We start from the raw sequence: 23,569 nt of genomic DNA on the forward strand, positions 1-23,569 counted from the left end.
GTCACGTCGAACTGGGGGATTCGGTGAAGGCAGACGTCAACGGCATCACGATCGGCTACGACGACGAGGGCACCAGCGACCACGTCCTGGTGCTCGTGCACGGCCACCCGTTCGACCGCACGATGTGGCGCCCGCAGGTCGAGCACTTCAGCGCACGCGGCTGGCGCGTCATCACGGCGGACCTGCGCGGCTACGGCGAGACCACCGTCGTCCCCGGCGTCACGCCGCTGTCGACGTTCGCGCGGGACGTCGTCGGCCTGCTCGACCACCTCGGCGTCGACCGGTTCGTGCTCGGCGGCCTCTCGATGGGCGGCCAGATCGTCCTGGAGGTCCAGCGCCTGTTCGGCGACCGGGTCCGCGGCCTCCTGCTCGCCGACACGTTCGCCCAGGCCGAGACGCCGGAGGGCAAGGTCGTCCGCAACGAGATGGCCGACCGGCTGCTGCGCGAGGGCATGTCCGGCTACGCGGACGAGGTGCTGACCAAGATGGTGGCGCCGCACAACGTCGAGGCACTGCCCGAGGTCGCCGCACACGTCAGCGGGATGATGCACAACGCACCGCCCGAGGGCGCCGCGGCGGCGTTGCGCGGCCGGGCCGAACGCCCCGACTACACCGACCTGCTGGGCACGATCGAGGTGCCGACCCTGGTGGTGGTCGGCAGTGACGACGAGTTCACCCCGGTGCGGGACGCCGAGTACATGCACGAACGCGTCCCCGGCTCGACTCTCGTCGTCGTGCACGGGGCCGCGCACATGCCCAACCTGGAACGCCCGGCCGCCTTCAACAAGGCGCTGGACGACCTGCTGCTGCAGGCCTGATCCACTTCGGGCCTGACCTGCTGGAGGCCTGAACTACTGGAGGCCTGAACTACTGGAGGCCTGAACTACTGGAGGCCTGACCCGATCCCGGTCAGCCCGCGGACCTCCATCTCCGCCTGCTTCTCCTCGTCCGCCGGCTCGCCGCCGAACACCGTGCCGAGGTACCCGGCCAGGAACGACAGCGGGATCGACACGATTCCGGGTTGCTGAGCGGGAAGAACGCGAAGTCCGCGTCCGGGAACACCGACGACGGCGAACCGGAGATGGCGGGGGAGAACACGATCAGCAGCACGCACGAGGTGAGGCCGCCGTACATGCTCCACAGCGTGCCGCGCGTGTTGAACCGCTTCCAGAACATCGAGTAGAGCAGCGTCGGCAGGTTCGCCGAGGCGGCCAGCGCGAACGCGAGCGCGACCAGGAAGGCGACGTTCTGGCCGTTCGCCGCGATACCGCCGGCGATCGCGAGCACGCCCACGCCGACCGCGGTGAAGCGGGCGACCCTGACCTCGTCGCGCGGGTCGGCCTCGCCGCGCTTGATGACGTTCGCGTAGACGTCGTGCGCGAACGACGCCGACGCGGTCAGGGTGAGACCCGCGACCACGGCGAGGATCGTCGCGAACGCCACCGCGCACACGATGCCGAGCAGCACCGCGCCACCGATCTGGAACGCGAGCAGCGGGGCCGCCGAGTTCTCACCGCCGGGAGCGCTGGTGATCTTGTCGGTGCCCACCAACGCCATCGCGCCGAAGCCGATGACCAGGGTGCACGAGTAGAAGATCGCCATCATCCACGTCGCCCACACGACCGAACGGCGTGCCTCGCGCGCGTTGGGCACTGTGTAGAAGCGCATCAGCACGTGCGGAAGCGCGGCCGTGCCGAGCACCAGGGCCAGGGCCAGCGACAGGAAGTCGAGCTTGGTGAGGTCGGTGGCGCCGTACTTCACGCCCGGCGCGAGCACGGCCTCGCCCCGCGGCGACTTCTGGGTCGCGCGGTCGAGCATCGACGAGAGGTCGAACCCGAACTTGCCGATCAGGAAGATGGTCAGCAACGACACCGTGAGCAGCAGCAGGACGGCCTTGATGATCTGCACCCAGGTGGTGCCCTTCATGCCGCCGACCAGCACGTACAACACCATGACGATGCCGACGACGGCGATGATGACCGCCTGGCCGACCTTGCTGTGCACGTCGAGCAGCAACGCCATCAGACCGCCGGCACCGGCCATCTGGGCGATCATGTAGAAGATCGAGATGACCAGCGTCGAGTTGGCCGCGGCGGCGCGGACCGGGCGCTGGCGCATGCGGAACGCCATGACGTCGCCCATGGTGTAGCGACCGGTGTTGCGCAGGCGCTCGGCGATCAGCATCAGGCCGAACAGCCAGGCGACGACCCACCCGATCGAGTAGAGGAAGCCGTCGTAGCCGTTCACGGCGATGGCACCGGAGATGCCGAGGAACGACGCGGCGGACAGGAAGTCACCCGACAGTGCGATGCCGTTCTGCGTGCCGGTGAAGCTGCTGCCCGCGGCGTAGTAGTCCGACGCGCTGACGTTCCGCGTCGAGACGCGGTAGACGACGTACAGCGTCAGCAGGACGAAAACGCCGAAGACGGACAGGTTGATCGCGGTGTTCGCCCCGGTCACGCGAGCTCCTCATCGGTGCCGACCAGCGCGCGCACGCGGTCGACCTGAGGGTCGAGCGTCTTCTTGGAGTAACGCGCGTACGCCATCGTGATGGCGATGGTCGTGACGAACTGCAGGAATCCCATCGTCAGACCGACGTTCACTGTTCCGAACAGCGGAGTGCTCATGAAATCGGCGGCGTAAGCCGAGAGCAACACAAACGTGACGTACCACGCCAGGAACAGCAGGCACGCGGGGAGAATAAATCGCGTGATCCGTCGCTTCAGTGTTAGAAAATCATCACTCGTTTGGATGGCACTGAAATCAGGCTCACCGTCACCGTCTATGAGCAATGAGTGATGGCCGTCGTCAAAGGTCGCGAAACCGGGCGTCGCCGGGCGTGACACGGAGGGCAGCGCCTTCGTCATCAACCGCTCGATTCGTTACGGGGAGTGCCCGGCGGGCGCCTGCGCGGAGGCCGCGACCGAGCCGGGGGTGGAGGGCGCAAGCGTAACCACGCGTCGCGGCGAGTCAATCCCCTGAACCAGCAGGACCACCCCAAAAGGTCCCTGGTGACAGTGGGTGATCAGCCGTGCACTCCCCAGGTCGTTGTAGCCGCACGCTCTCTGGCTTACTATCCGCACACACCCGATACGGCGGATCTCGAAATCGAGCCCCTGGGTGTCTCAACTCATGGGGATTCACCAGGCCAGGAGGTAGCCGATAGTGGGGCACTTCGAGCGCGCCTCGGGGATCATTTCGTGAATGCCGGGTGGAGAAAGATCAGCGACTGGCGCAACTGGCGCCTGCCGGTCAAGCTCGGCGTCGTGCTGCTCGTCCCGGTGGCCGTTGCCGTCGGTGCGGGCGCACTGCAGATCTCCGGGTACGTCGACCGGTCGAACTCGTACGTGCAGATGCAGGACATGGTCCGGCTCAGGGCCGATCTCGCGCCGCTGATCTCCAGCGTCCAGCAGGAACGCACCCTGGCCGCGCAGAGCGCCACGAGCGGGTCCGGCGTCGGCGCCTACCAGAACCAGATCAGGGCGACGGACAACGCCTCCGCGACCGTGCAGCGCCGCGTGGAGCGCACGTCCGGCCTGAGCGACGTCGCCCGCAACCGCTTCACGGAGATGGGCGACCAGCTCGGTCAGCTCAAGACCTTCCGCGAGAAGGTCACCACCGGCGACGGCGACGGCGACTCCGTGCTGGCCACCGCCGGCTACACCGGCGTCGTGAAGACGTTGCTGGACTTCGAACAGGCGCTCATCAGCCAGTTCGGCGACCCGGCCATCTCCGGCACCGCCATCGGCCTGCACAACATGGTCATCGCGCAGGAGCAGGTCTCCCAGCAGCACGCGATCGTGTTAGCCGGGATCGGCCGCGGCAAGCTCCTCGGCACCGAGGTCCGCGCGCTCGAACAGTCCGACATCCGCCTGCAGGACCGCCTGGGCGACTTCCAGGCCGTCGCCACCTCCGACCAGCGCCGCGACTACGACCAGACCGTCACCGGCGCTGAGGTGGCCAACCGCGGCAAGCTCGTGGAACGCGCGCTCACCCAGCCCGACGGCACCCCGGTGCCGACCAGGGCCGGCCAGCCCAAGCCGGTGCCGGCCTCGACCCTCGGCATCGCCGTCGACGAGTGGAACAAGGCCTCCGGCACGACCGCCCGCCTGATGGACGAGGTCACCCGCTCGTTGCAGGACCAGCTCGCGACCTCGGCCGCCGCCCTGCAGGACGACACGTCCGACAAGGCAGGCGCCGCCGCGGTCATCCTGCTCGCGATGCTGATCGTCGCCGTGACCCTCGGCTTCGTCATCGGCCGCTACCTGCTGCGCTCGCTGTCGCAGCTGCGGCACTCCGCCCTCGACGTGGCGCACCACCACCTGCCCGAGGTCGTCGCCGCGATCCGCGCCGACCGCAAGCCGGACACCACCATCGAACCGGTGCCCGTGCACACCAGCGAGGAGTTCGGCCAGCTGGCCCGCGCGTTCGACGCGGTGCACGAGCAGGCCATCCGGTCCGCGGTCGAGCAGTCGTCGCTGCGGTCGGGCATGAAGAACATCTTCGTCAACCTGTCGCGCCGCTCGCAGGGCCTCGTCGAGCGCCAGCTCAAGCTCATGGAGGAGCTCGAGCGCCACGAGGAGAACCCCGAGCAGCTCGCGAACCTGTTCAAGCTCGACCACCTCGCGACGCGCATGCGCCGCAACAACGAGAACCTGATGGTGCTCTCCGGCACCGACGTGGCCCGTCGTTTCCACCAGCCCGTTCCGCTGGCCGACGTGCTGCGCGCCTCCGCGTCGGAGATCGAGCACTACCAGCGGGTCGTCGTGAAGTCGACGCCCTCGGTCGAGATCGTCGGCTACGCGGCGAGCGACCTCGTCCGGCTCGTGGCCGAGCTGCTGGACAACGCCACCGCGTTCTCCGCGCCCAGCACCCAGGTCGTCATCGGCTCCCGGCTCGACCAGCAGGGAGCGGCGCTGATCGAGGTCGCCGACGAGGGCATCGGCATGGGCCCCGCCGAGCTCACCGAGGCCAACGAGCGGCTCTCCGCCGGCACCGAGGACGACGTCCCGGTCTCGCGCCAGATGGGTCTCTTCGTCGTCGGCCGTCTCGCCGGCCGGCACGGCATCACCGTGCGGCTGCGGTCGGCCGGTGAAGGCAGGGAAGGGCTGCGGGCGTTCGTGCTCGTGCCCGCCGAGCTCGTGCGCTCCCACCAGGAGGCCGAGCTGCCCGCCGCACCGCGGCACGCCGCGCTGCCCCAGCCCAAGCAGGCCCCGAAGCCGGGCCAGAAGCCGGCGCCGAAGCCGAGCCAGCCGCAGAAGCAGCCGCACGTGGTCGTGAAGACGCCGAACCTGGCGCCGGCCCCGGTCGCACCGGCCATCGAGGAACAGCGGCAGTCGCCGGAGTGGACCTCGTTCCGCGGTGCCGCGATCGAGGAGCCGCCGCTGCCCGTCCGGCAGCCCCAGAACGGCCACACCAACGGTCACGCCAACGGCAACGGCCACCGGCCGGTCGGGATGCCGTCTCCGGCCGAGACGACGTCCTCGTGGTTCGCCGGGTCTGCCGGGTCCGGTGGGGCGGTCGAACCGGCCGACGGCGACAGTCCACCCGAGCCGCCGAGCCCCGCGCCGTCACCGTCCGTGACGGGTTCGTGGTTCGGCAAGAAGGCCTCCGGCTCGGTCTGGGAACAGCCGGGCGACCCCGCGACCGACGCGGGGGAGACGGAAGCGGGGTTGCCGAAACGGGCGCCGCGTAAGAACCTGCTCCCCGACCTCGCGGAACGTCCCGAGAGCGGGGTGCGGCCCGCCGGTGGGCCCAAGCGCGATCCTGAGCGCGCGCGGGGCTTCCTGGCCAGCTATCAGACAGGCCTTCGCCAGGCCCCGCTGGGGGGCACGGGCAACGGGAACGGCCAGTGGAACGGGCAGGAGAAGGCATGAGCACGCCTCAGTCGCGCCAGGTGGACCAGTTCGGCTGGCTCATCACGAACTTCACCGATCGCGTGCCCGGCGTGGCGCACGCGATCGTCATCTCGGTGGACGGCCTGCTCCTGACGAAATCTTCAGGTCTGCCACCGGACCGCGCGGAGCAGCTGGCCGCGATCGCCTCGGGTGTGGCAGCGTTGACGATGAGCGCTTCCCGCTGTTTCGAAGGCGGCGGAGTGTTGCGCACCGTGATCGAGATGGACTACGGGATCATGCTCCTCATGTCCATTCGAGACGGGTCCTGTCTGGCGGTTCTCGCCGCGCCCGACAGCGATGTCGGCCAGGTCGCCTACGAGATGACCGTGGTCGTCGACCAGGTGGGCCAGATCCTCACCCCCGAACTGCGAGCGCAGCTGCACAGCGTGAGGTGATCCATGAGTTCGGCCGCTGACGCGCCCCGACGACGCAGGCGGGCGGAAACGCCCGCGGAGCAGACGTTCGCCGACCTGATGAACGGGTTCTCGCTGGACTCGTCACGGCGGCGGACCCACCGTGCTCCCGAGACGCCCGCGCACGAGGTCCCCGCCTCCGACGCGAGCGCGTTCTCCCTTGTCGCGCAACCCGAAGAGCCCGTCTTCGAGGCGCCGGCCGTCGAGCCGCACGACGCCTCGATCGTGCGCGCGTACGCGTGGACGGGCGGGCGCACCCGGTCCAACATCGACCTCGAGATCGAGACACTCGTCTCCGCCAGTGATCAGAGTCGGCAGTCTGCGGGTATCTTGCAGGCTGAGCACCAACACGTCGTCGAGCTGTGCCGCTCACCGCGATCCGTCGCGGAGGTGGCCGCACTGATGCGACTCCCGCTGGGGGTCGCGAAGGTGCTGCTCGGCGACATGGCGGAACGAGGTCTGGTGGACGTGCACCAGACTGTTTCCGCGGGCGGTGACACGCCGGACCTCGGGTTGATGGAGAGAGTGCTGAGTGGACTACGTCGGCTCTAGATTTCCCGACTTCGGGCCCCCTGGGCATTACGGTCGGGATCTGACTTCGGCCAAAGTCGTGGTCGCCGGTGGCTTCGGCGTCGGCAAGAGCACCTTCATCAGGTCGATCCTGGAACACGACCTGCTCACGATGACCGCCCTGCCGCCGGAGCGCGGGCTGGTGACGGAGCTGGTGCGCATCCAGTTCGGCCGGGTGTGGCTCGACCCCGGTCTGGCGCTGCACCTGTTCGTGGCCCCGCAGTGGCAGAACCCGCGCGCCGGCTGGAACGACGTGGTGCGCGGCGCCGTCGGTGCCGTGGTGCTCTTCGACGTGATGCGCCCCGCCGACTCGGTCGACGCGATGCGGTACTTCGAGGACCACAAGATCCCGTACGTGATCGCGCTGAACAACGTGCACGTGTCCGTGCGCTCGGACGTGCAGGCGATCATCCGCGGCATGGGCATCTCGCCGGAGGTGCCGGTGGTCAACTGCGACCCGCGCCTGCGCGTCTCGGTGCGGGAGACGCTGATCTCGCTGGCCGAGCACGCGAAGCTGGACCGCTGGCGCCGCCGCCCCGGCCCCGACGAGACGACCCCGCTCGCCCCCGTCTGCTGACGCCCACGCGGGGCCCTTTCGTCCGCTCGTGTCGTACGGAAGCTCCCCGCGTGGCAGTCAGGTGCGGAGGTCGAGGAGCTGCCGGGTGTGCACCGGCAGGTGGTTCTCGGCGAGGCCGGTGACCAGAGCCGCGAGCGGGACCGGCTGGTCCAGCAGGAGCTCGCCGCCGGACATCAGGAACGCCGGCACCAGCACCGCGGAGGACTCCTCGCCGAGATCCTCGGCGATGGCGCACAGCACCTCGCCCTGCGCCCGGACGCGGGCGATCAGCTCCGCCCGGCCGCCGTGCTCGGCGATGATCCGGTCCAGGTTCCCGCTGTCGAGGCAGATCCGGTTGTCGAACGCCGGGCGCGCGCCCGCGACGACCCCGAGCGCCACCGCGGCGGTGGCCGCGTCGACGCTGAGGACGTGCGCCAGGACCTGGTCGGTGTCCCAGCCCCCGTCCGCGGCCTCACCGAGCCCGGGAAGTGCCGCCGCGTCGAAGAACTTCTCGTAGGCGTCGCGGAGTGCTGTCGTGTCCATCGTTGCGTCCTCATCGTGCCGAGACCTGATGTGCAACCGGATGGTTGCAGTTGAGGACGTATCATGCAACCCTCTGGTTGCAGGTTCGGTGTCGGGTCAGGCGGCACCCGTGGCGACCACGTACGGCGCGCCCCACACGGCCTTGCCGGCGCGGCACGGGTTCTTGTCGGGCGTCGTGACCGACGACCGCAGCGTGATCGCGAAGACGTTCTGCGGCAGGTCGGCCTTCAGCGGCTTGGCCTCACCGGGGTTGACGACGACCTCGGCGACCGGCTTGACGAGGTCGCTGTTGACGAACACCTGGAACTTGACCGCCAGCTGCGGGTCCGAGGTGGAGTCGGTGCCGACCGCGGTGACCTCGAGGCGCTTGAAGTTCTTCAGCCGGAACTGCTGCTCCCTGCTGGTGGTGTAGCAGGAGTTCAGGCTCGCCCACACCGACTCCTGGTGCTGGGTGAGCTGGACGTCGTGGTCGCCGTTGTCGAAGACCCAGCTGTTGTTCGGCACCGGGAGCTGGGCGAGCCACACGGGGGCGTCCGCGGCGAGCGAGCTGCCGTCGCCGGCGATCGCGGACGGGGGCACCGAGCCCGTCGGGGGTGACACCGACGACGAGGACGGCCTGGCGGTGGTCGTGGGCGTCGTCGTCACCGGCGGGGAGACCAGCACGGTCGACGTCGTCGTGCTGGGCGGTGGCGCGGCCTCACCGCCCTCCGACGTGAACGCCCGCGCGGCCACGAACCCCAGCAACAGCAGCACGACGGCACCCGCCGCCCCTGCCACGACCTTCTTGCGCTTCCGCGGGTCCGGTGGTGGGGCCACGACCCTGCCTCCCAGGTCCGAGTACAGCTGCCGGCCGAACCCCGGGTCCTGGCGCAGCTCGCGGGCCAGGTGCAGCCGCAGCGTCTCCACCTCGACGGGGTCGGCGGGGTTCGCGAGGAAGCGCGCCAGGATCTCCTGGGGGTAGGGCCCGGCGAGCTTCGCCTCCAGGTGGCCGAGCAGGCCCCCTAGCTGCGCGTCGAAGGCCGTCGCGCCCACCTCGTTCTTCCGGATGACGTACTGCGACAAGGCGTGTACGACGGAGCTGGCGAGAACGTCGTCATCCATCCTGTTCGTCCCTCTTCTCTCGCAGGTGGGCGAAGTACATGTCGCGCAACATCCCCAGCGCCTCCGGCGGCAGCAGCGGCTTGCCGTCCTGGCCGGTCGGGATGCGTCCCGACTTCGGGTCGACCACCCCCACCGCGAAGTCCTGCACGAGGTTCGTGAGGTTGTTCAGGACACGGCCCAGCGGTTCCGGTGGCGGCGTGACCGGGGCACCGTGGTGCGCCCGCAGCTGGTCGGTGAACCCGCCCCACGCCTTGAGCATCGCTTCCATGGCCGCGCCGCGGAGCGGATCGTGCGCCTTGTCGCCGGTGGACATGTTCTGCAGCAACGACATGACGTCCTGGATCGACCAGTCGAGCTTGCCCATCTCGCTCGCGATGGCCCTGGCGAACGGTTCCGGCTCGTCGAGCCGCGTCAGCACGACGCTCACCAGCCGTTCGAGCTTGCGCGGGTCGGCGTGGAACAGCGCGGTGACCGGCCCGAGCAGCCGCGGGTGCGCCGGCAGCGCCCTGCCGAGCACGGTCAGTGCGGTGACCAGCCACTCGTCCGGGAAGACGACGGCCATGGTCGTGACGATCGCGGGGTGGTCGGCCAGTGTCGCGGCGACGAGGTGCGCGCCGAGGGTGTCCGGGCGCACCGCGTTCAGCGGGTAGGGGCCGGGGTGCAGGCGCGACCACGCCTCCACGTGACCGCGCACGGTCTCCGGGTCGGCGCCGAGGAAGTCGGGGAGCCGGACGACCAACGCGTCCGCCTGCTCCGCGGACGCCGGGATGCACAGCGTAGCAAGGGTTCCGACGATCGCGAGCGCCGCCGCGTCACCGCCGGCGCGCGCCATGTCGTGGTCGTGCAGCACGGCCAGCGGGTCCTGGCCGGTCCGTCCCAGCGCGGCGGTGAGGGCGTGGGCGTGGATCTCCAGGATGGTCGTCCGCGGTGCGCTGGACGGAACCGCCCGCGTCCCCACGGCGTTCGCGAACGCGTCGACCGCGGCGGGGTAGGAGATGCCGGGTGGGGCGGGTTGCAGCACGATCGTCCCCGCGCTGCCGGCGGGCCGGAACAGCCCGGCCACCCGCTCGTCGCGGTGCTCGCGGAGGTGCTGCGCCCAGCTGCCGTCGGACCGCCCGAGCACCAGCAACCTGGTGGGCGCGTCGTGCACCGCCGACCGCGCGCTGACCGCCTCCGCCAGCGCCAGCAGCTGTTCCGACCGCAGCTCGGCGTCGTCCACCACCGCGAGCAACGGCCGGTCGATCGCACTGGTGCGCCGGATCTGCGCCGCGGGAGCCTGCCCGGCCAGCAGCCGGCGAGCCACCCGTCCGCGGCCATCCGCCGGCACAGCTCGACCGCCAGCCGGGTTCTGCCCGACCCCGCGGGCCCCACGACGAGCTTGGCCGAGTTGGGTGCCGAGTCGTGCGCCCACGCGACGAGGTCGGCCAGCTCGCGCTCCCGCCCGCGGAACGGCACGACGGCGCGTTCGGGGTGCAGCAACGCACTGGGTGCGGCATCCGGGGTGAGCGGACCGGGCGGCTGGACGAACAGCTTCGGCACCGTCAGGGACGGCACCAGGTGCACGAGCCGTTCGACGAGCTCGGCCATGTCCTGGTGGAACCGCCGGTGGCTCAGCCGCGCTTCCTGCTTGCTCGCGAACCCCCTGATGTCCTCGGGCAGCTCGTGGTGGCGGGGCAGGTGAGCGCTCTCCGCGGTGTCCTTCAACACCACCGGCACGACCGGGATGTCGTGCGTGAGCGCGTAGGCGATCTCCTCGCGCACCCAGTCGTCCTCGTTGAAGATCCTGGGCCTTCCGGTGACCGGGTCGTCCTGCAGCCACCGCGGCCCGACGACCGCCACGAGCACGTCGGCCCCGTGCAACGCCGTGCGGATGCTGCTCGGGTAGTGCTCGCCCGGCTTCATCGACACGGCGTCGCGGAAGACCAGGTCCTCACCGAAGTGGTCGCGCAGCACCTGCGTGATCGACGCTGCGCCGAAGGGGTTGTCCGCGACGCGGTAGTTGACGAACACGCCTGGCATGCAACGAGAAAAGCACGCGGCACCACCGAACGGAGCACACCGCGGATCATTGACCTTGAAGTGTCCAGCGAATGTCCACTTCACGGCCCGCACCCACGTCCACAATGGCCCATGAGCACCGTCTTCATCAACTTCCGCGGCGGCGACGCCCAGGACAGCGCCGTCCTGATCGACCAGAAGCTCAGCCGCGTCCTCGGCCGCGACCGCGTCTTCCGCTCGAGCGTCAGCGTCGAACCGGGCGTCCCCTTCGACCCGGAGCTCGTCCGCGCGGCCTCCTCCTGCGCCGCCATGCTCGTGGTGATCGGCCCGCAGTGGCTGACCCTCTCCGAGAACGGCGTCCCCCGTCTGACCGCACCGGGCGACTGGGTGCGCTTCGAGATCGAACTGGCCCTGCGCGCCGGCGCCCGCGTCATCCCGATCCTGGTGGGCGACATCAAGATGCCACGAGCCGAGACCCTGCCCCCGACGATCGCCCCCATCGCCGGCCACCAGTACCTGCGCCTGCACCACCGCTCAGCCGAGTTCGACCTCCTCCAGATCCTCGACGCGGTCCGCCCCCTGGCCGGCACCGACGGCAGCACCCCACCCCCGCCACCCGCCGACACCACCCGCCTCGCCACCCTCCCGGTCGCCGGCCGCTCACCCGACGTGTCCCTGGGCGGCGCCGACCTCAACGGCAGGCACTACGGCGAGAGCGTCATCTACCGCTGCTCCGGCTTCTGCCACGAACCCAAGGGCACCATCGAGTTCAACCTGGCCCGCCGCTTCCGCCGCTTCGAAGCCACCGTCGGCGTCCTCGACGACGCCACCGACGCCTCCCAGACCGGCGTCTTCGAGGTGTTCGTCGACGGCTCACCCCGCGAGCCCCGCACCGCCGACCAGGCCAACCCGCGCGTCATCCGCCTCGACGTGACCGACGCCCTGCGCCTGCGCCTGGTCGCGTACCGGCCGGGGACCACCGTGCACCCGTTGCTGGCGGGCGCGAACATCGCGGGAGGGAGGTCGAACCGGCTGCCGGAGCTGGCCTGGGGGAACCCGACCCTGTACGCCTGACTGTCCTGGCCACGGCTCGCCCTTCCCGGCTCGGCTCGCCCTTCCCGGCTCGGCTCGCCCTTCCCGGCTCGGCTCGCCCTTCCCGGCTCGGCTCGCCCTTCCCGGCTCGGCTCGCCCTTCCCGGCTCGGCTCGCCCTTCCCGGCTCGGCTCGCCCTTCCCGGCTCGGCTCGCCCTTCCCGGCTCGGCTCGCCCTTCCCGGCTCGGCTCGCCCTTCCCGGCTCGGCTCACCTCTTCTCGCCCCGGCTCGCCTTCGCGCCGACGCGGGCCTCTTCCCCACGACCCGCCTTCCGCCTCACCTCACCTGCCTCCGCTCGCGCGCTGCCGTCCCCGACCACCACCTCGACCGCAGCCGACCCAGCAGCCTCACCGCAGCCGGCCCAGCACCTCAACCACCCACGAGCCGTCATCCCCAGGGCGCCTCGCCCCCTCCGCTGATCCGTTCCGCGCACCCGCCCCGCCCCTTCCTCTCTTGCGGGCGGAGATGCCGTCCCACTCGGGACATGTCATCAGACGCCACCGAGGACGAATCAGGACAGGCTTCACCCGTTCAGGTGGCGGCCGCCCACCGCAGCTCTCCGCCACCGCAGCTCTCCGCCACCGCAGCTCTCCGCCACCGCAGCCCAATCACCCGCAGCCCACCACCCCCGACGACCGCCCCGTTGACAAGATCGCTACGATCACTTCAGTGTCGACCGAAGGGAAGCGTTGATGAGCGTCGGCAGGGAAACCCGCCTCTCCGCCTGGATCGAGCGGTTCGCCGCCCACTTCGCCGAAGAGGGCATCCCGCTGATCGGCGGCCGCATCCTGGGCTACCTCCTGGTCTGCCAGCCGGTCGAGCGCACCGCCGCCGAGCTCTCCCAGGAGCTGGAGGCGAGCAGCGGGTCGATCAGCACCAACCTCAAGTTCCTGGTCAACGCGAACCTGGTCACCAAGCGGACCAGGCGAGGCAGGCAGGCTGCCGAGTACCGGATCAACGAGAAGGCCTGGTCGGACTTCGTGCAGCGCAAGCTCCACGCCATCGCGAGCGTCCAGGTCCTCACCGATGACGGCATGCGGTTGCTCAGCGGGGACCCGGAGCGGGCGATGCGGCTGAAGACGGTCGACCACCTCTACGGTTGGCTCTCAGCGGAAATCCCGGCTTTGTGGGAGCGCAGGCCCGCGTCGCCCAAGTAGCTTGGGTGCATGTGGCACCCGTTCCGCGACGACATCGAGTACTACGAGGAGCGGGCGCGCGGGTTGCTCGCCTCGGCGTGGGACGGTGTGCCGGGGGCGTTGGAGGTTTTCGACGGTGTGCCGCTGACGGACGAGGGCGCGCACATGGTGCTGGCGCAGGCGCACGGGTGTGAGGATTGGAAGGCGCTCAAGGCCAACATCCGCAAGCCGCGGCCGTTCGCGCGGGCCTACCAGGCGATCGAGCTGCAGGACGCCGGTGAGCTCAGGGCGATTGTCACGCGCGACCCGTGGCTGGTGAAGGCCAGTGGTACCAACGGGAACGACCTGCTCGGCATGGCCGTGGCCAAGGGTGACGAGCGGCTGGCGCAAACACTCCTCGACGCCGGCGCCGACGTGAACCACCAGAACGTGCACGGCTGGACCGCGTTGCACCAGGCCGCGTACGCGAACGAACCGCAGCTCGCCCGGATGCTCCTCGACGCCAACGCCCGCACCGACCTGGAAGCACGTGGCGAGGGTGGCACCCCGCTCACCGTCGCGCTGTTCTGGGGCAACACGACAACCGCCGAAGTCCTGGCGCAGCACGGGATCCACCCGCCGAACCTGCGCACCGCCGCCGGCCTCGGCGACCTCGACCTGGCGACGCAACCCGAGGCCAAACGCGGCTACTACCGGCCCCACAGCGGTTTTCCGCGCTGGTGGCCTGCGAACGACCCGCAGGAGGTGCTCGACGAGGCGCTGGCGTGGGCGGCCCGCAACGACCGCACCGAGGTGTTCGGCGACCTGCTCAAGCGCGGCGCGCGGATCGACGCGGACGTCTACCGCGGCACGGCGCTGGCCTGGGCGGCGTGGTGCGGGCTGGAGAACGCCACCCGCACGCTGCTCGACCTCGGCGCGAACCCCAACCAGCGCACCGGTTTCGGCGGTCCGATGCACGGTGAGGGCGTCACGGCGCTGCACCTCGCCGCCGAACGCGGGCACCTGGACGTCATCCGGGTCCTGCTCGACGCGGGCGCCGACAAGACCATCACCGACGCCAACTTCGAGGCGACACCCGCCAACTGGGCCGGGCACAACGACAACGCCGAGGCTCAGGCCTTGCTGAGCGCCTGATCGTCCGAAGCGGGTACCTCGACCACGACGGTCCGCTCCCGCGACGACGTCCACAGCATCGCCGTGGCGACCACGACCGCACCGGCGCCCAGCACGTGCAGCGACACCAGCACCTCGGGCACCCCGGTCCAGTACTGCACCATGCCCAGCGCGCCCTGGGCGACGACCACACCCACCAGGACCCAGTAGGGGCGGGTGCGGACGAAGAAGCCCATCGCGATCAGCATGCCCAGGAACAGGAACAGCAGGTCGGCGTGGATCTGCGCGAGCGTCGGCACCGGCACGTCGAGGCGCGGCGTCTTCGAGTCGCCCGCGTGCGGGCCGGCGGCGGTGACGAACGTGCCCGCGATCAGCAGCAGGTACATCACGACGGCCATCACGACCTGCAGGCCGCGCGCACCGGCCGGCACCAGCCAGCGGGCGGGGCCGTCACCTTCGCTGAGCGACCGCAGGAGCAGCACGGCGAACCACACCAGCACCATCGAGACCATGAAGTGGACGGACACGCTCCACCACACCAGCCCGAGCCGGACGGTCGCGCCGCCGATCACGGCCTGGGCGAGCACGCCGCCGACCTGGATCGCGGCGAGCACGATCACGCGGCGGCGGCGCGGCTTGTTGAGCCACGCGGCCACGAGGCACAGGCCGGTGATGATGCCGATGACGCCGAAGAGCGTCCGGTTGCCGAACTCGACCCACTGGTGCAGGGCGGCGACGTCCGGGTGCTCGACGGGAACGATGCTGCCGGGCACGCACTCCGGCCACGTCGGGCAGCCGAGCCCGGAGCCGGTGACGCGCACGATCGACCCCGTGACCGCGATGCCGCCCTGCGCGATGATGGCGGCGATCGCAAGGGCGCGTTGCAACGGAACGATGAAAGCGGTCAATCGGGACACGGTCTGATGGTAGGCCGCGTCAGGTGAGGCGAGTCGTCCGGGTCGCCAGTGCTCCGGCCACAACGCCCCAGGCCACGAGCACCGCGACCGGGCCCGCACCTGGCGCCGTGCCGTGCACCACAGCGGTCTCCAGCGCCTCCGCCAGCGCCGCCGACGGCAGCAGGTGCACGAACCCGACCGGCACCGACAGCGCCACCCCGCCGACCATCAGCAGCACGAACCAGATGATGTTCGCCAGCGCCAGCACGATCTCCGCGCGCAACGCACCGCCGAGCAGCACGCCCAGCGCGCCGAACGTCAGCGTGCCCAGCACGATCAGCAGCACCACCCACGGCAGCCCGCTCACCCGCACGTCCCAGCCCAGGACCAACGCCGTGACGGCCAGCAACGCGATCTGGATCGCGACGACGACCAGGGCCCCGCAGACCCGTCCGGCGACGAGCAGCCACCGCGGCAGCGCCGAGGCGGACAGCCGCTTCAGCACGCCGTAGCGCCGGTCGAACCCGAGCGCGATCGCCTGCCCGGTGAACGCCGACGAGATGATCGCCAGCGCGAAGATCCGCGCGGTGGCGGACCCGACGCGCGGCTCCGGCATCGGGATCACCGACATCACCGACAACGCGATCAACAGCGCCAGCGGGATGATCACGGTGAGCAGGATCTGCTCGCCGTTGCGCAACGTCAGCACCGCCTCGGTGCGGGCGTGCACGAACAGCATGCGGCCGAGTGACCCGCGACCGGGCGCGGGGGTGAAGGTGCCGGGAGCGAAGGTGGTCACGAGCGCAGCTCCCTGCCGGTCAGCTCCAGAAAGACGTCTTCGAGGCTGCGCTTGGCGACCGTCAGCTCCTCGGCCAGCACACCCTGTTGCGCACACCACGACGTGACCGTGGACACGACCTGCGGGTCGATCATGCCTTCGACGATGTAGGCGCCGCGGGTCGCCTCGCGCACCTTCAGCCCCTCGGGCAGCGCCGCGGACAGCAACGAGGTGTCGAGCCCCGGCCGCGCGCGGAACCGCAGCTGCTGGTCGTCCGGCCGGTTCGCGGTCAGCTCGGCGGGCGAGCCCTGCGCGACCACGCGGCCCTCGTCGATGATGACGACCTGGTCGGCCAGCGCCTCGGCCTCGTCCATGAGGTGCGTCGTCAGCAGCACGGACACGCCGTCGTCCTTCAGCGCGCCCACGAGGTCCCACACGAGCCGGCGCGCCTGCGGGTCCATGCCCGCGGTCGGCTCGTCGAGGAACACCAGCTCGGGGCGCCCGATCAGCGCACACGCCAGCGACAGCCGCTGCTGCTGGCCGCCCGACAGCCTCTTGTAGGGCGTCCGGACCGCACCCGTCAGTCCCAGGACCTCGATCAGCCACTTCGGGTCGAGCGGGTTCGCCGCGCACGCCGCCACGAGGTTCAGCATCTCCTCGGCGCGGATGCCGGGATAACCGCCGCCGCCCTGCGGCATCACGCCGATGCGCGGCCGCAGCGCCTCGCTGCCGGGTTCCAGCCCGAGGACGCGCACGGTGCCGTCGTCCGCGGTGCGGAAGCCCTCGCAGATCTCGACGGTCGTCGTCTTGCCGGCGCCGTTGGGCCCGAGCAGGGCGAGAACGGTGCCTGGCTGCTGCACGAGGTCGAGGCCGTCGACGGCGGTCTTCGAGCCGTACGTCTTGACCAGCCCCGACACTTCCACCGCAGGCTGGGGATTCGGGCTCACAGGCAGGCAGCCTATTCGGTCCTGCCGGGAGGTCCACCCATGGGGGCGCAAACGTTCGCGCGGCGCCGTTGCTGAAGGGCAGCTGAAAAAGGTGGGGCTGCCCCTACCCCGGGAAGTCAGGGACACCTCAGGGTTGCGTCGGGGGAGTTCCCCATTGGTTGATCAACGGAATCGCAAGAGACTTCTGACGTGATCGAGGCGGGGGCGAAAAGACGGGGCCTGGTGCTCGGGGGACTGGTGTTCTCACTGGTCCCGATTTTTTACCTGCATGTCATGTCGGCAGGGCAGCTCGACCCGGTCAGCGACGTCATCAGCGACTACGTGTTCGTCCGCAACGGCACTGAGTGGCTGGCGGCGACATCACTTAGCCTCGCGGCCGTTTCGGCGTTGCTCGCCGTCAACCTGCGCCGTGTAGGCAGGTCAGCGCAGTGGCTGATCGGTGTGTGGTCGGCCGGCCTGACCGTGTCGACGATCTTCCCGACCGACCCGACGGGGGCACCGACGTCCATGTCGGGCTACATCCACAGGTATGCCGGTGCCGTCATGTTCGCCGCGTTGCCGGCGGCGGGGCTGCTGATCGCGCGCAAATTTCCGGCTCTGTTCGGTATCGCAATAACGGCGACGGTGTCGAGCACGGCATTCATGGTCAGCCACGTTTCGTTCGTCGGTTTCGAGGCACGCGGACTCACCGAGCGCGTTTTGTTCGTGACCCTCTACGGCCTCCTTTTCGCAATAGCAGCCACCCAACTCAGGCGGACGACATGACCCTGCTCGCCATCACCCTCGCCGTGCTCGGCGCCGTGTGCTTCGCCTTCGCGGCCCGCCTGCAGCACGACGTGGTCGCGCAGACCGGGGCCCGCGCCGGAGTGCTCAAGCAGCCCCGCTGGCTGGGTGGCCTCGCCCTGCTGGTCGCCGGTGCCGGTGTGCACGCGGCCGCGCTCGGCATGGCGCCGCTCACGGTCGTGCAGCCGATCGGGGTGCTCGCGATCGGCCTGACCGCCCTGCTGGACCGCCGGCTGAGGGAGCTGCCCGCCATCCTGCTCACCACCGTGGGCGTGGGCGCGTTCGTGTTCCTCGCGTCCGGCAGCGCGACTGCGACCCGGATCGCGCCCGACGCCGAGCTCACGGCCGGACTGGTGGCCCTCGGGCTGATCGCCGTCCCCGGAGTGGTCGCCGCTCTCACGTCGAACGCCCGCGTTCGCGCCGTGGCGTTCGCATCAGCCGGTGGTGTCGCGTACGGATACGTGTCGGTGCTCATGCGCGCCGTCTCGCAGTCGGTGCAGCAGGGCGGCTTCGGCCTCTCGCACCTCGCGTCCGTGCTCGGCATCGCCCTCTCGCTCGCCGTCGGTGGCTGGCTGGTCCAGCACGCCTACGCGGGCGGACCCCCTCATCTCGCCGTCGCCTGCCTGACCGTGGTGGACCCGCTGGTCGCCGTGGGCCTCGGTGCCTTCCTCCTCGGCGAAGCCGCGCACCTGTCCGCCTGGACCGGTGCCCTGCTCATCGCCTGCGCGCTCGCCGCAGCCAGCGGTGTGTTCGCCCTCGCTCGTCACCCTCGTGTCTCTACTCGAACGGAGCTTCCCGTGAACACCTCCAGCGCGCTGCGCGTCGTCATCGCCGCCGACACGTTCCCGCCGGACGTCAACGGAGCCGCACGGTTCGCCCAGCGCCTCGCCGTCGGTCTCGCCTCGCGCGGGCACGACGTCCACGTCATCGCACCCGACTCGCCCAAGGCCACCGAGATCGAGGGTGTCACCGTGCACCGCCTGCGGTCGCACCGGCTGCCGTTCTACCCGGACTTCCGCTTCTGCCTGCCGTGGCAGGCGAAGAAGGAGGCCGCCGAGCTGGTCAAGGCGCTGAAGCCGGACGTCGTGCACGTCCAGGCGCACTTCGTGGTGGGCCGGTTCGTCCTGAACGCCGCAGCCGCGCAGGGCATCCCCACGCTCGCCACGAACCACTTCATGCCGGAGAACCTGTTCAGCCACGCGCACGTGCCGGCGTTCCTGCAGGGTTTGTCCCGCAAGTGGGCCTACCGCGACCTGGCGCGGGTGTTCGGCCGCGCCGACATCGTCACCGCGCCCACACCGCGGGCCGTGCAGCTGCTGCACGAAAGCGGGTTCCCCGAACGCGCGATGCCGGTGTCGTGCGGCATCGACATCGCCCGCTACCAGCGCGAGGTCACCCACAACGACCGGCCGACCGCGCTGTTCGTCGGGCGGCTGGACGAGGAGAAGCGCGTCGACGAGTTCCTGCGGGCACTGGCCCGCGTGCCCGGCGCGTTCGGCGAGATCGTCGGCGACGGCACCTGCCGCGCGGAGTGGGAGCTGCTGGCCCGCGACCTGGAGATCACCGACCGGGTGCGGTTCCACGGGTTCGTGTCCGAGGACCAGCTGCTCGACGCCTACGCCCGCGCCGACCTGTTCGTGATGCCCGGTGTCGCCGAGCTGCAGAGCCTCGCCACGATGGAGGCGATGGCCGCGGGCAAGCCGGTGATCGCCGCGAACGCCATGGCGCTGCCGCACCTCGTGCACTCCGGGCGCAACGGCTGGCTGTTCGAGCCCGGTGACGTGACCGCGCTGGCCCAGCGCCTGCACTCGCTGGTGCACGACGCGCCGATGCGGGCCCGCATGGGCGCCGCCAGCAGCGAGATCATCTCGCACCACGCGCTGGCGGCGACCCTGGAGCGGTTCGAGGGCCTCTACGCACGGGCGATGGGCCGCCCGGCGCCGATCATCGCGCTGGCCGCCTGACGCCCGCGCTCACCGCGCCTGCCGCTTGAGCTTCTGCTCGATCCGCTGCGCGACCACGAGCCCGGTGTGGGAGAGGGTGAGCTTCGCGGGGTGCTCGCCCTCTCCGTCGACCAGGAACCGGTACAGCGACGCGTGGCCCTCCAGCCGTTCGTGCAGCGTCGCCGCGATGTCGCAGCCCTCCGGGTAGATCGCCGGGATCGCCTCGGTGACGAGCTGGCGGCGGATGCGCCGCCGCTCCACCCGCGGCACGTACCAGGACGTGATCAGCAGCAGCGTCAGCCCGAACGCCAGCGCCGTGCCGACCACCGCCTGCCAGCCCCAGCCGCTCGGCCGCACCAGCAGCAGGACGTCCGCCACGACCAGGTAGGCGATGCCGTAGACCACCGCCCAGCCCGCGGTCGCCGCGGCGGGCGGCTCGGCGCGTTCGGTGCCCCAGACACCCTCGACCCGGCGCCAGCGCTGCAGCGACTTCCCGCCGGACAACGCCATCCAGACGCCGAACGCTCCACACAGGACGGACGTCGGGAGCACCAGCCACGGCTTGGTGTGCAGCTCGAACTGCCACACCGACCACACCAGCCCGGCCGCCGCGACCGCGACGACGGCCTGCTTCCAGCGCTTCTTCAGGATCTGCAACGGCTTGAAGTCGGCCAGCACGGCCAGCGGCGTGCGGATCGGCGCCGGCAGCGACCCGAGCACCAGCAGCGCGGTGACCACGACCGCGACACCCGCGACGGTGACCGTGCCGGTGGTGAGCTGCGACCGGTCGTCGGGCAATCGGTCGACCGCCACCGCCACCAGCGGTATCACCGGTGAGAGCAGCACCAGGCCGTGCAGCAGCGTGCCCGACCGCAGTGCGGCGTACCCGAAAGCCGCCAGCAGCGACGCCGCACCGATCGCCGCGCCCGGTCCCGCCGCCCACGACGGCAGCAGCCCGAACAACGCCATCACGACCAGCGCGCCGCCGACCGCGAGCCCCAGCAACCCGAGGAACTGCGCCAGGTTCCCGCCCCTGGTCAGCCCGGTGATCGTCCAGTACGGCAGCAGCGCGGCACCGCGCATGACCCTGGTGACCGGCCGGACCGCCTTGAGCCCGGCCCGTTCGGAGTCGGCGACCGTGACCGCGACGGCCGCGGCGGTCGCGGCCGTGCGGATCATCTGGTCCGACGCCGCCTCCTGGGTGAGCGGCTCGCGGCCGATGCCCGCGCGGTCGAACGCCGTCAGCGCCGCCATGCCCAGCGTGACCGTGTGCTCCTGCGGGAACTCCAGACGCCGCAACAGGTCCGCGTGCTCCTCCAGGAACAGCTCCCCGCGCGAACGCTGGTCGGCGCCGTCACCGCGGTCGGCGATGATGGCCGCCCGCAACCGCGGCAGCTCCTCGCAGATGATCCGCCAGTGCAGGCCCCACGCGGCGAGCTCGGCGAGCTTCAGCGACGACGGAGACAGCTCGCCCTCGGCCTCGTAGATGCCCTGCAGCTCCTTCGTGGCCTCGTTCGCGCAGGCGTCGACCTGAGGCGGCAGCTCAGGACCGAACATGTGCTCGATGACGTTGCGCACCACGGCTTCCGCGCGCTGCTCGGCGGTGCGCGGGTCGTTCTCGGGACGGCCGAGCAGGTCCATGCGCCGCAACCGGCGCGGGTCGAACAGCACCCGGCACAGCATCGTGGCGCCGTCGAGCCGGCCCCAGATCCAGTCGTTGACCCGCCACGACCGCTTGAGGAACCCGGAGAACCGCGACAGCGACGCCCCACCCGCCTTGTCGTCGGCGGTCAGCGACTGCTGCGCGAACGCGTTGCGCGTCTGCAACGACACCTGCACCAGCTCGACCGGTGTGTCGAGCCCGGTGGAGGCGTCGTCGGACAGGCAGGTGCCCGCGATCTCCAGCGCCAGCAACCGGCTCAACCACCGTTCGCCCTCGCTCAGCCCGGCCTCCCGGTCGGTGGCCGCGGTGTCGAGCAACGCGTGCCACGCCAGCAGCCCGCCGAGCTTCAGCCGGTGCTCGTCGAGCCCCTGCACGACCTCCTGGGCCGCGCCGACCACCCGGCCGATCTCGGCGACCTGCGCCTTGACCTCCAGCCCGAGGTGCCCGTCGATCATCTCCTCGTGGTAGCTCGCGAGCCGCCCGGTCCAGTAGTCCTCACCGAGCGAGTCCGCCGGCTGCCACCGGAACAGCTCCTCGCGCAGCCTCCGCAGCTCCGCCCGCACCTGGTGCAGCTCCCTGCGGGCGTGCGCGATCCGGTCGGCCGCACCGTCCGGCGCCACCCAGACGAGCCGCTTGAGCAGGTCGAGCGCCGAGGTCCCGAGCCGCTCGGCCATCGTGATGCCCCACTCCCAGCCCGTGTCCTCGCGGCACACGGTGCTCGGCAGCCTCATCCCCGGCACGTACGGCAACACGCCGTGCTTCTTCTTCCACGCCCGCTGCGCGTTCTCCGCCGCCCGCCGCGCCCGCTCGAACGACCAGTTCGCCGGGTTCCCCCCGGTCAACGCGAACTGCTGCGCCGCCACCTGCCGCGCCGCGAGCCGGATCTCCACGTCCTCGTAGTGCCCGAAGAGCTTGTCCGCCAACGAGTACACCTCGTCGACGACGTTCTCCTCGTTGGCGTGCAACCTCTCCAGCAACGCCATCCGCCCACCGCGGCTGCTGGCCGCCCGCCGGTTGTGCTCCTCGATCTTCTCGACGTAGGTCCGGTTCGCCTGGCTCGACATGGCGCTCAGCAACCGCGCCCCGGCGTTGATCGTGGTCGGCCCCAGGTCCGCGGTGTCCGCCTGCGGCTCTGTGCCGAGCGGCTCGGCGTGCGGGAACACCAGCAACATCACCCTGCGCACCGGCCCATCGGCCGGCATCCGGTCGATCGCCTCCAGAGCTTCTCTCGTGGGCGTGTTGACCAGCACCCCGCCGTCGACCGCGAACCGGCTGCGGTCACTCCCGTTCGCCCAGCTCGCGACGTCCCCCATGTCGGGCCGGCCGGGGGAGTGCTGCCCGCCGACCGGGATGAAGCTCGGCTCGAACGCGAACGGAAAACTCGCACTGCTGCGGGCCGCCAGCGCGAGCTGCTGGACCCGCTCGTCGAGCGTCGCGGGCGCGAAGTCGTCCCGGGTCGTCTCGCTCACCCACGTGTACGGGTCGCGGCGGAACGAGAAGCTCCCCTGGTGCACCGACTGGCTCAGCGGCTGCCCGAGGTCGTCGTAGGTCACCGTCGGCACGCCACCCAGCAACGTGGTCGTGATCCGCAGGTCGATCGGCCGCTCGTCGGGCTCGGTCGGGTCGAGGTCGGTGGTGAGCCGGGCCAGCGCCTCCTGCAGCCGCGGCAGGAAGAACTCGTCCCCCTTGAGCAGCGACGCGGGCTCCCCCTTGAACGGAGTCCTGAGCAGCTGCTCCATCCGCCCCTGCTCGGCCCACAGGTCGCGCAACCTGGTGAGGTCGGCGTTCTTGTTCACCTGGCTCAGCGCCAAGGCGGCCCCGTTGATCCCACCGGCCGACGTCCCGGCGATGACATCGGCCCTGGCCGTGCACCCCACCAGGTCCAGCAACGGCTGGTAGGCCGACCCCGGCCTGGTCAGCCGGTCCAGCTCGAGCACCGCACCGCCCATCCAGACGGCCAGGCTCACACCCCCGTTGAGGACCACGGCGAACCGGACCTCTTCACGCGACATGGGTTGTCCAGGCATGACGCGCCACCCCCTCCGGCTTCGATCTTCCCCCTGCCCGGGTAGTCGTCGGCCGAAGGGGTGTGGTTACCGGCCTCTCCACCCACCTTCCCGCCTGGCACGCGTCGTCGCCGT

18 protein-coding genes and 2 pseudogenes are annotated in these 23,569 nt (G+C 70.8%); 10 read left to right on the forward strand and 10 right to left on the reverse strand.

Going from position 1 to position 23,569, the window contains the following annotated elements:
• Positions 1-23: 23 nt before the first annotated feature.
• The gene (locus tag BBK82_RS27570; RefSeq protein ID WP_065917602.1) at positions 24-818 is read left to right on the forward strand and encodes an alpha/beta fold hydrolase; all 795 of its coding nucleotides are present in this window, start codon (positions 24-26) and stop codon (positions 816-818) included.
• A 65-nt stretch (positions 819-883) separates the two neighbouring features.
• Here the strand turns inward: BBK82_RS27570 and BBK82_RS27575 are convergent.
• Positions 884-2,460: pseudogene (locus BBK82_RS27575) on the reverse strand (solute symporter family protein).
• Complete coding sequence (locus BBK82_RS27580) at positions 2,457-2,867, reverse strand: DUF485 domain-containing protein (RefSeq protein ID WP_065917603.1); 411 nt, start codon at positions 2,865-2,867, stop codon at positions 2,457-2,459. Before BBK82_RS27580 ends, BBK82_RS27575 begins: the two are co-directional and overlap by 4 nt.
• A gap of 333 nt (positions 2,868-3,200) precedes the next feature.
• Between BBK82_RS27580 and BBK82_RS27585 the strand changes: the two genes are divergently transcribed.
• From BBK82_RS27585 to BBK82_RS27600, 4 genes are read left to right on the forward strand one after another with little or no spacing between them, the layout of a single operon-like run.
• Positions 3,201-5,876, forward strand: coding sequence for a sensor histidine kinase (locus BBK82_RS27585; RefSeq protein ID WP_065917604.1), 2,676 nt, complete (start codon positions 3,201-3,203; stop codon positions 5,874-5,876).
• Positions 5,873-6,292 carry a roadblock/LC7 domain-containing protein gene (locus BBK82_RS27590; RefSeq protein ID WP_065917605.1) on the forward strand — a complete coding sequence of 140 codons (420 nt, stop codon included), beginning with the start codon at positions 5,873-5,875 and terminating at the stop codon, positions 6,290-6,292. The genes BBK82_RS27585 and BBK82_RS27590 overlap by 4 nt, the downstream gene beginning before the upstream one ends.
• Before the next feature lie 3 nt (positions 6,293-6,295).
• Positions 6,296-6,862, forward strand: a complete 567-nt coding sequence (locus tag BBK82_RS27595; protein ID WP_065917606.1) for a DUF742 domain-containing protein — start codon at positions 6,296-6,298, stop codon at positions 6,860-6,862.
• 58 nt (positions 6,863-6,920) lie between these two features.
• Entirely contained in the window at positions 6,921-7,457 is a 537-nt protein-coding gene (locus BBK82_RS27600; RefSeq protein ID WP_083268183.1) for a GTP-binding protein, read from the forward strand.
• 57 nt (positions 7,458-7,514) lie between these two features.
• On the opposite strand, the gene BBK82_RS27605 is transcribed toward BBK82_RS27600, so the two are convergent.
• The 4 genes and pseudogenes from BBK82_RS27605 to BBK82_RS56795 all read right to left on the reverse strand — a co-directional run.
• Positions 7,515-7,979, reverse strand: coding sequence for a hypothetical protein (locus BBK82_RS27605; RefSeq protein WP_218920348.1), 465 nt, complete (start codon positions 7,977-7,979; stop codon positions 7,515-7,517).
• A gap of 96 nt (positions 7,980-8,075) precedes the next feature.
• A complete protein-coding gene (locus BBK82_RS27610) occupies positions 8,076-9,080 on the reverse strand; it encodes a hypothetical protein (protein ID WP_065917608.1) in 1,005 nt (334 codons plus the stop codon).
• Entirely contained in the window at positions 9,073-10,383 is a 1,311-nt protein-coding gene (locus BBK82_RS54415; protein WP_065917609.1) for a hypothetical protein, read from the reverse strand. The genes BBK82_RS27610 and BBK82_RS54415 overlap by 8 nt, the downstream gene beginning before the upstream one ends.
• Before the next feature lie 383 nt (positions 10,384-10,766).
• Positions 10,767-11,099 (reverse strand): annotated as a pseudogene (locus tag BBK82_RS56795) (toll/interleukin-1 receptor domain-containing protein); the annotation flags it as partial.
• 111 nt (positions 11,100-11,210) lie between these two features.
• On the opposite strand from BBK82_RS56795, the gene BBK82_RS27620 reads away from it, so the two are divergent.
• From BBK82_RS27620 to BBK82_RS27630, 3 genes are all read left to right on the forward strand, one after another.
• Positions 11,211-12,152, forward strand: a complete 942-nt coding sequence (locus BBK82_RS27620; RefSeq protein ID WP_065917610.1) for a TIR domain-containing protein — start codon at positions 11,211-11,213, stop codon at positions 12,150-12,152.
• Positions 12,153-12,861: 709 nt separating this feature from the next.
• Positions 12,862-13,326, forward strand: coding sequence for a GbsR/MarR family transcriptional regulator (locus BBK82_RS27625; RefSeq protein WP_065917611.1), 465 nt, complete (start codon positions 12,862-12,864; stop codon positions 13,324-13,326).
• 9 nt (positions 13,327-13,335) lie between these two features.
• Positions 13,336-14,439 carry an ankyrin repeat domain-containing protein gene (locus tag BBK82_RS27630; RefSeq protein ID WP_083268185.1) on the forward strand — a complete coding sequence of 368 codons (1,104 nt, stop codon included), beginning with the start codon at positions 13,336-13,338 and terminating at the stop codon, positions 14,437-14,439.
• Here the strand turns inward: BBK82_RS27630 and BBK82_RS27635 are convergent.
• From BBK82_RS27635 to BBK82_RS27645, 3 genes are read right to left on the reverse strand one after another with little or no spacing between them, the layout of a single operon-like run.
• Complete coding sequence (locus BBK82_RS27635; RefSeq protein WP_065917612.1) at positions 14,418-15,335, reverse strand: COX15/CtaA family protein; 918 nt, start codon at positions 15,333-15,335, stop codon at positions 14,418-14,420. The genes BBK82_RS27630 and BBK82_RS27635 overlap by 22 nt on opposite strands.
• 19 nt (positions 15,336-15,354) lie before the next feature.
• Positions 15,355-16,113, reverse strand: a complete 759-nt coding sequence (locus BBK82_RS27640) for an ABC transporter permease (protein ID WP_065917613.1) — start codon at positions 16,111-16,113, stop codon at positions 15,355-15,357.
• The gene (locus BBK82_RS27645; RefSeq protein ID WP_237047603.1) at positions 16,110-17,039 is read right to left on the reverse strand and encodes an ABC transporter ATP-binding protein; all 930 of its coding nucleotides are present in this window, start codon (positions 17,037-17,039) and stop codon (positions 16,110-16,112) included. The genes BBK82_RS27640 and BBK82_RS27645 overlap by 4 nt, the downstream gene beginning before the upstream one ends.
• Before the next feature lie 189 nt (positions 17,040-17,228).
• On the opposite strand from BBK82_RS27645, the gene BBK82_RS27650 reads away from it, so the two are divergent.
• Together BBK82_RS27650 and BBK82_RS27655 are read left to right on the forward strand one after the other, a co-directional pair.
• Positions 17,229-17,804, forward strand: coding sequence for a DUF998 domain-containing protein (locus tag BBK82_RS27650; RefSeq protein ID WP_237047604.1), 576 nt, complete (start codon positions 17,229-17,231; stop codon positions 17,802-17,804).
• A complete protein-coding gene (locus tag BBK82_RS27655) occupies positions 17,801-19,786 on the forward strand; it encodes a glycosyltransferase (RefSeq protein ID WP_065917615.1) in 1,986 nt (661 codons plus the stop codon). The genes BBK82_RS27650 and BBK82_RS27655 overlap by 4 nt, the downstream gene beginning before the upstream one ends.
• 9 nt (positions 19,787-19,795) lie before the next feature.
• Here the strand turns inward: BBK82_RS27655 and BBK82_RS27660 are convergent, their stop codons facing one another.
• A complete protein-coding gene (locus BBK82_RS27660) occupies positions 19,796-23,455 on the reverse strand; it encodes a patatin-like protein (RefSeq protein WP_065917616.1) in 3,660 nt (1,219 codons plus the stop codon).
• Positions 23,456-23,569 lie beyond the last annotated feature (114 nt).

Origin of the sequence: Lentzea guizhouensis (genome assembly GCF_001701025.1) — a bacterium.
GTDB classification, from domain to species: domain Bacteria; phylum Actinomycetota; class Actinomycetes; order Mycobacteriales; family Pseudonocardiaceae; genus Lentzea; species Lentzea guizhouensis.

Excerpts from the sequence above, each read along its gene's own strand:
- BBK82_RS27590 (WP_065917605.1), top strand. The coding sequence starts at position 5,873 with ATGAGCACGCCTCAGTCGCGCCAGGTGGACCAGTTCGGCTGGCTCATC.
- BBK82_RS27610 (WP_065917608.1), bottom strand. The coding sequence starts at position 9,080 with ATGGATGACGACGTTCTCGCCAGCTCCGTCGTACACGCCTTGTCGCAG.
- BBK82_RS27580 (WP_065917603.1), bottom strand. The coding sequence starts at position 2,867 with ATGACGAAGGCGCTGCCCTCCGTGTCACGCCCGGCGACGCCCGGTTTC.
- BBK82_RS27655 (WP_065917615.1), top strand. The coding sequence starts at position 17,801 with ATGACCCTGCTCGCCATCACCCTCGCCGTGCTCGGCGCCGTGTGCTTC.
- BBK82_RS27605 (WP_218920348.1), bottom strand. The coding sequence starts at position 7,979 with ATGGACACGACAGCACTCCGCGACGCCTACGAGAAGTTCTTCGACGCG.
- BBK82_RS27620 (WP_065917610.1), top strand. The coding sequence starts at position 11,211 with ATGAGCACCGTCTTCATCAACTTCCGCGGCGGCGACGCCCAGGACAGC.
- BBK82_RS27660 (WP_065917616.1), bottom strand. The coding sequence starts at position 23,455 with ATGCCTGGACAACCCATGTCGCGTGAAGAGGTCCGGTTCGCCGTGGTC.
- BBK82_RS27595 (WP_065917606.1), top strand. The coding sequence starts at position 6,296 with ATGAGTTCGGCCGCTGACGCGCCCCGACGACGCAGGCGGGCGGAAACG.
- BBK82_RS27625 (WP_065917611.1), top strand. The coding sequence starts at position 12,862 with ATGAGCGTCGGCAGGGAAACCCGCCTCTCCGCCTGGATCGAGCGGTTC.
- BBK82_RS27630 (WP_083268185.1), top strand. The coding sequence starts at position 13,336 with ATGTGGCACCCGTTCCGCGACGACATCGAGTACTACGAGGAGCGGGCG.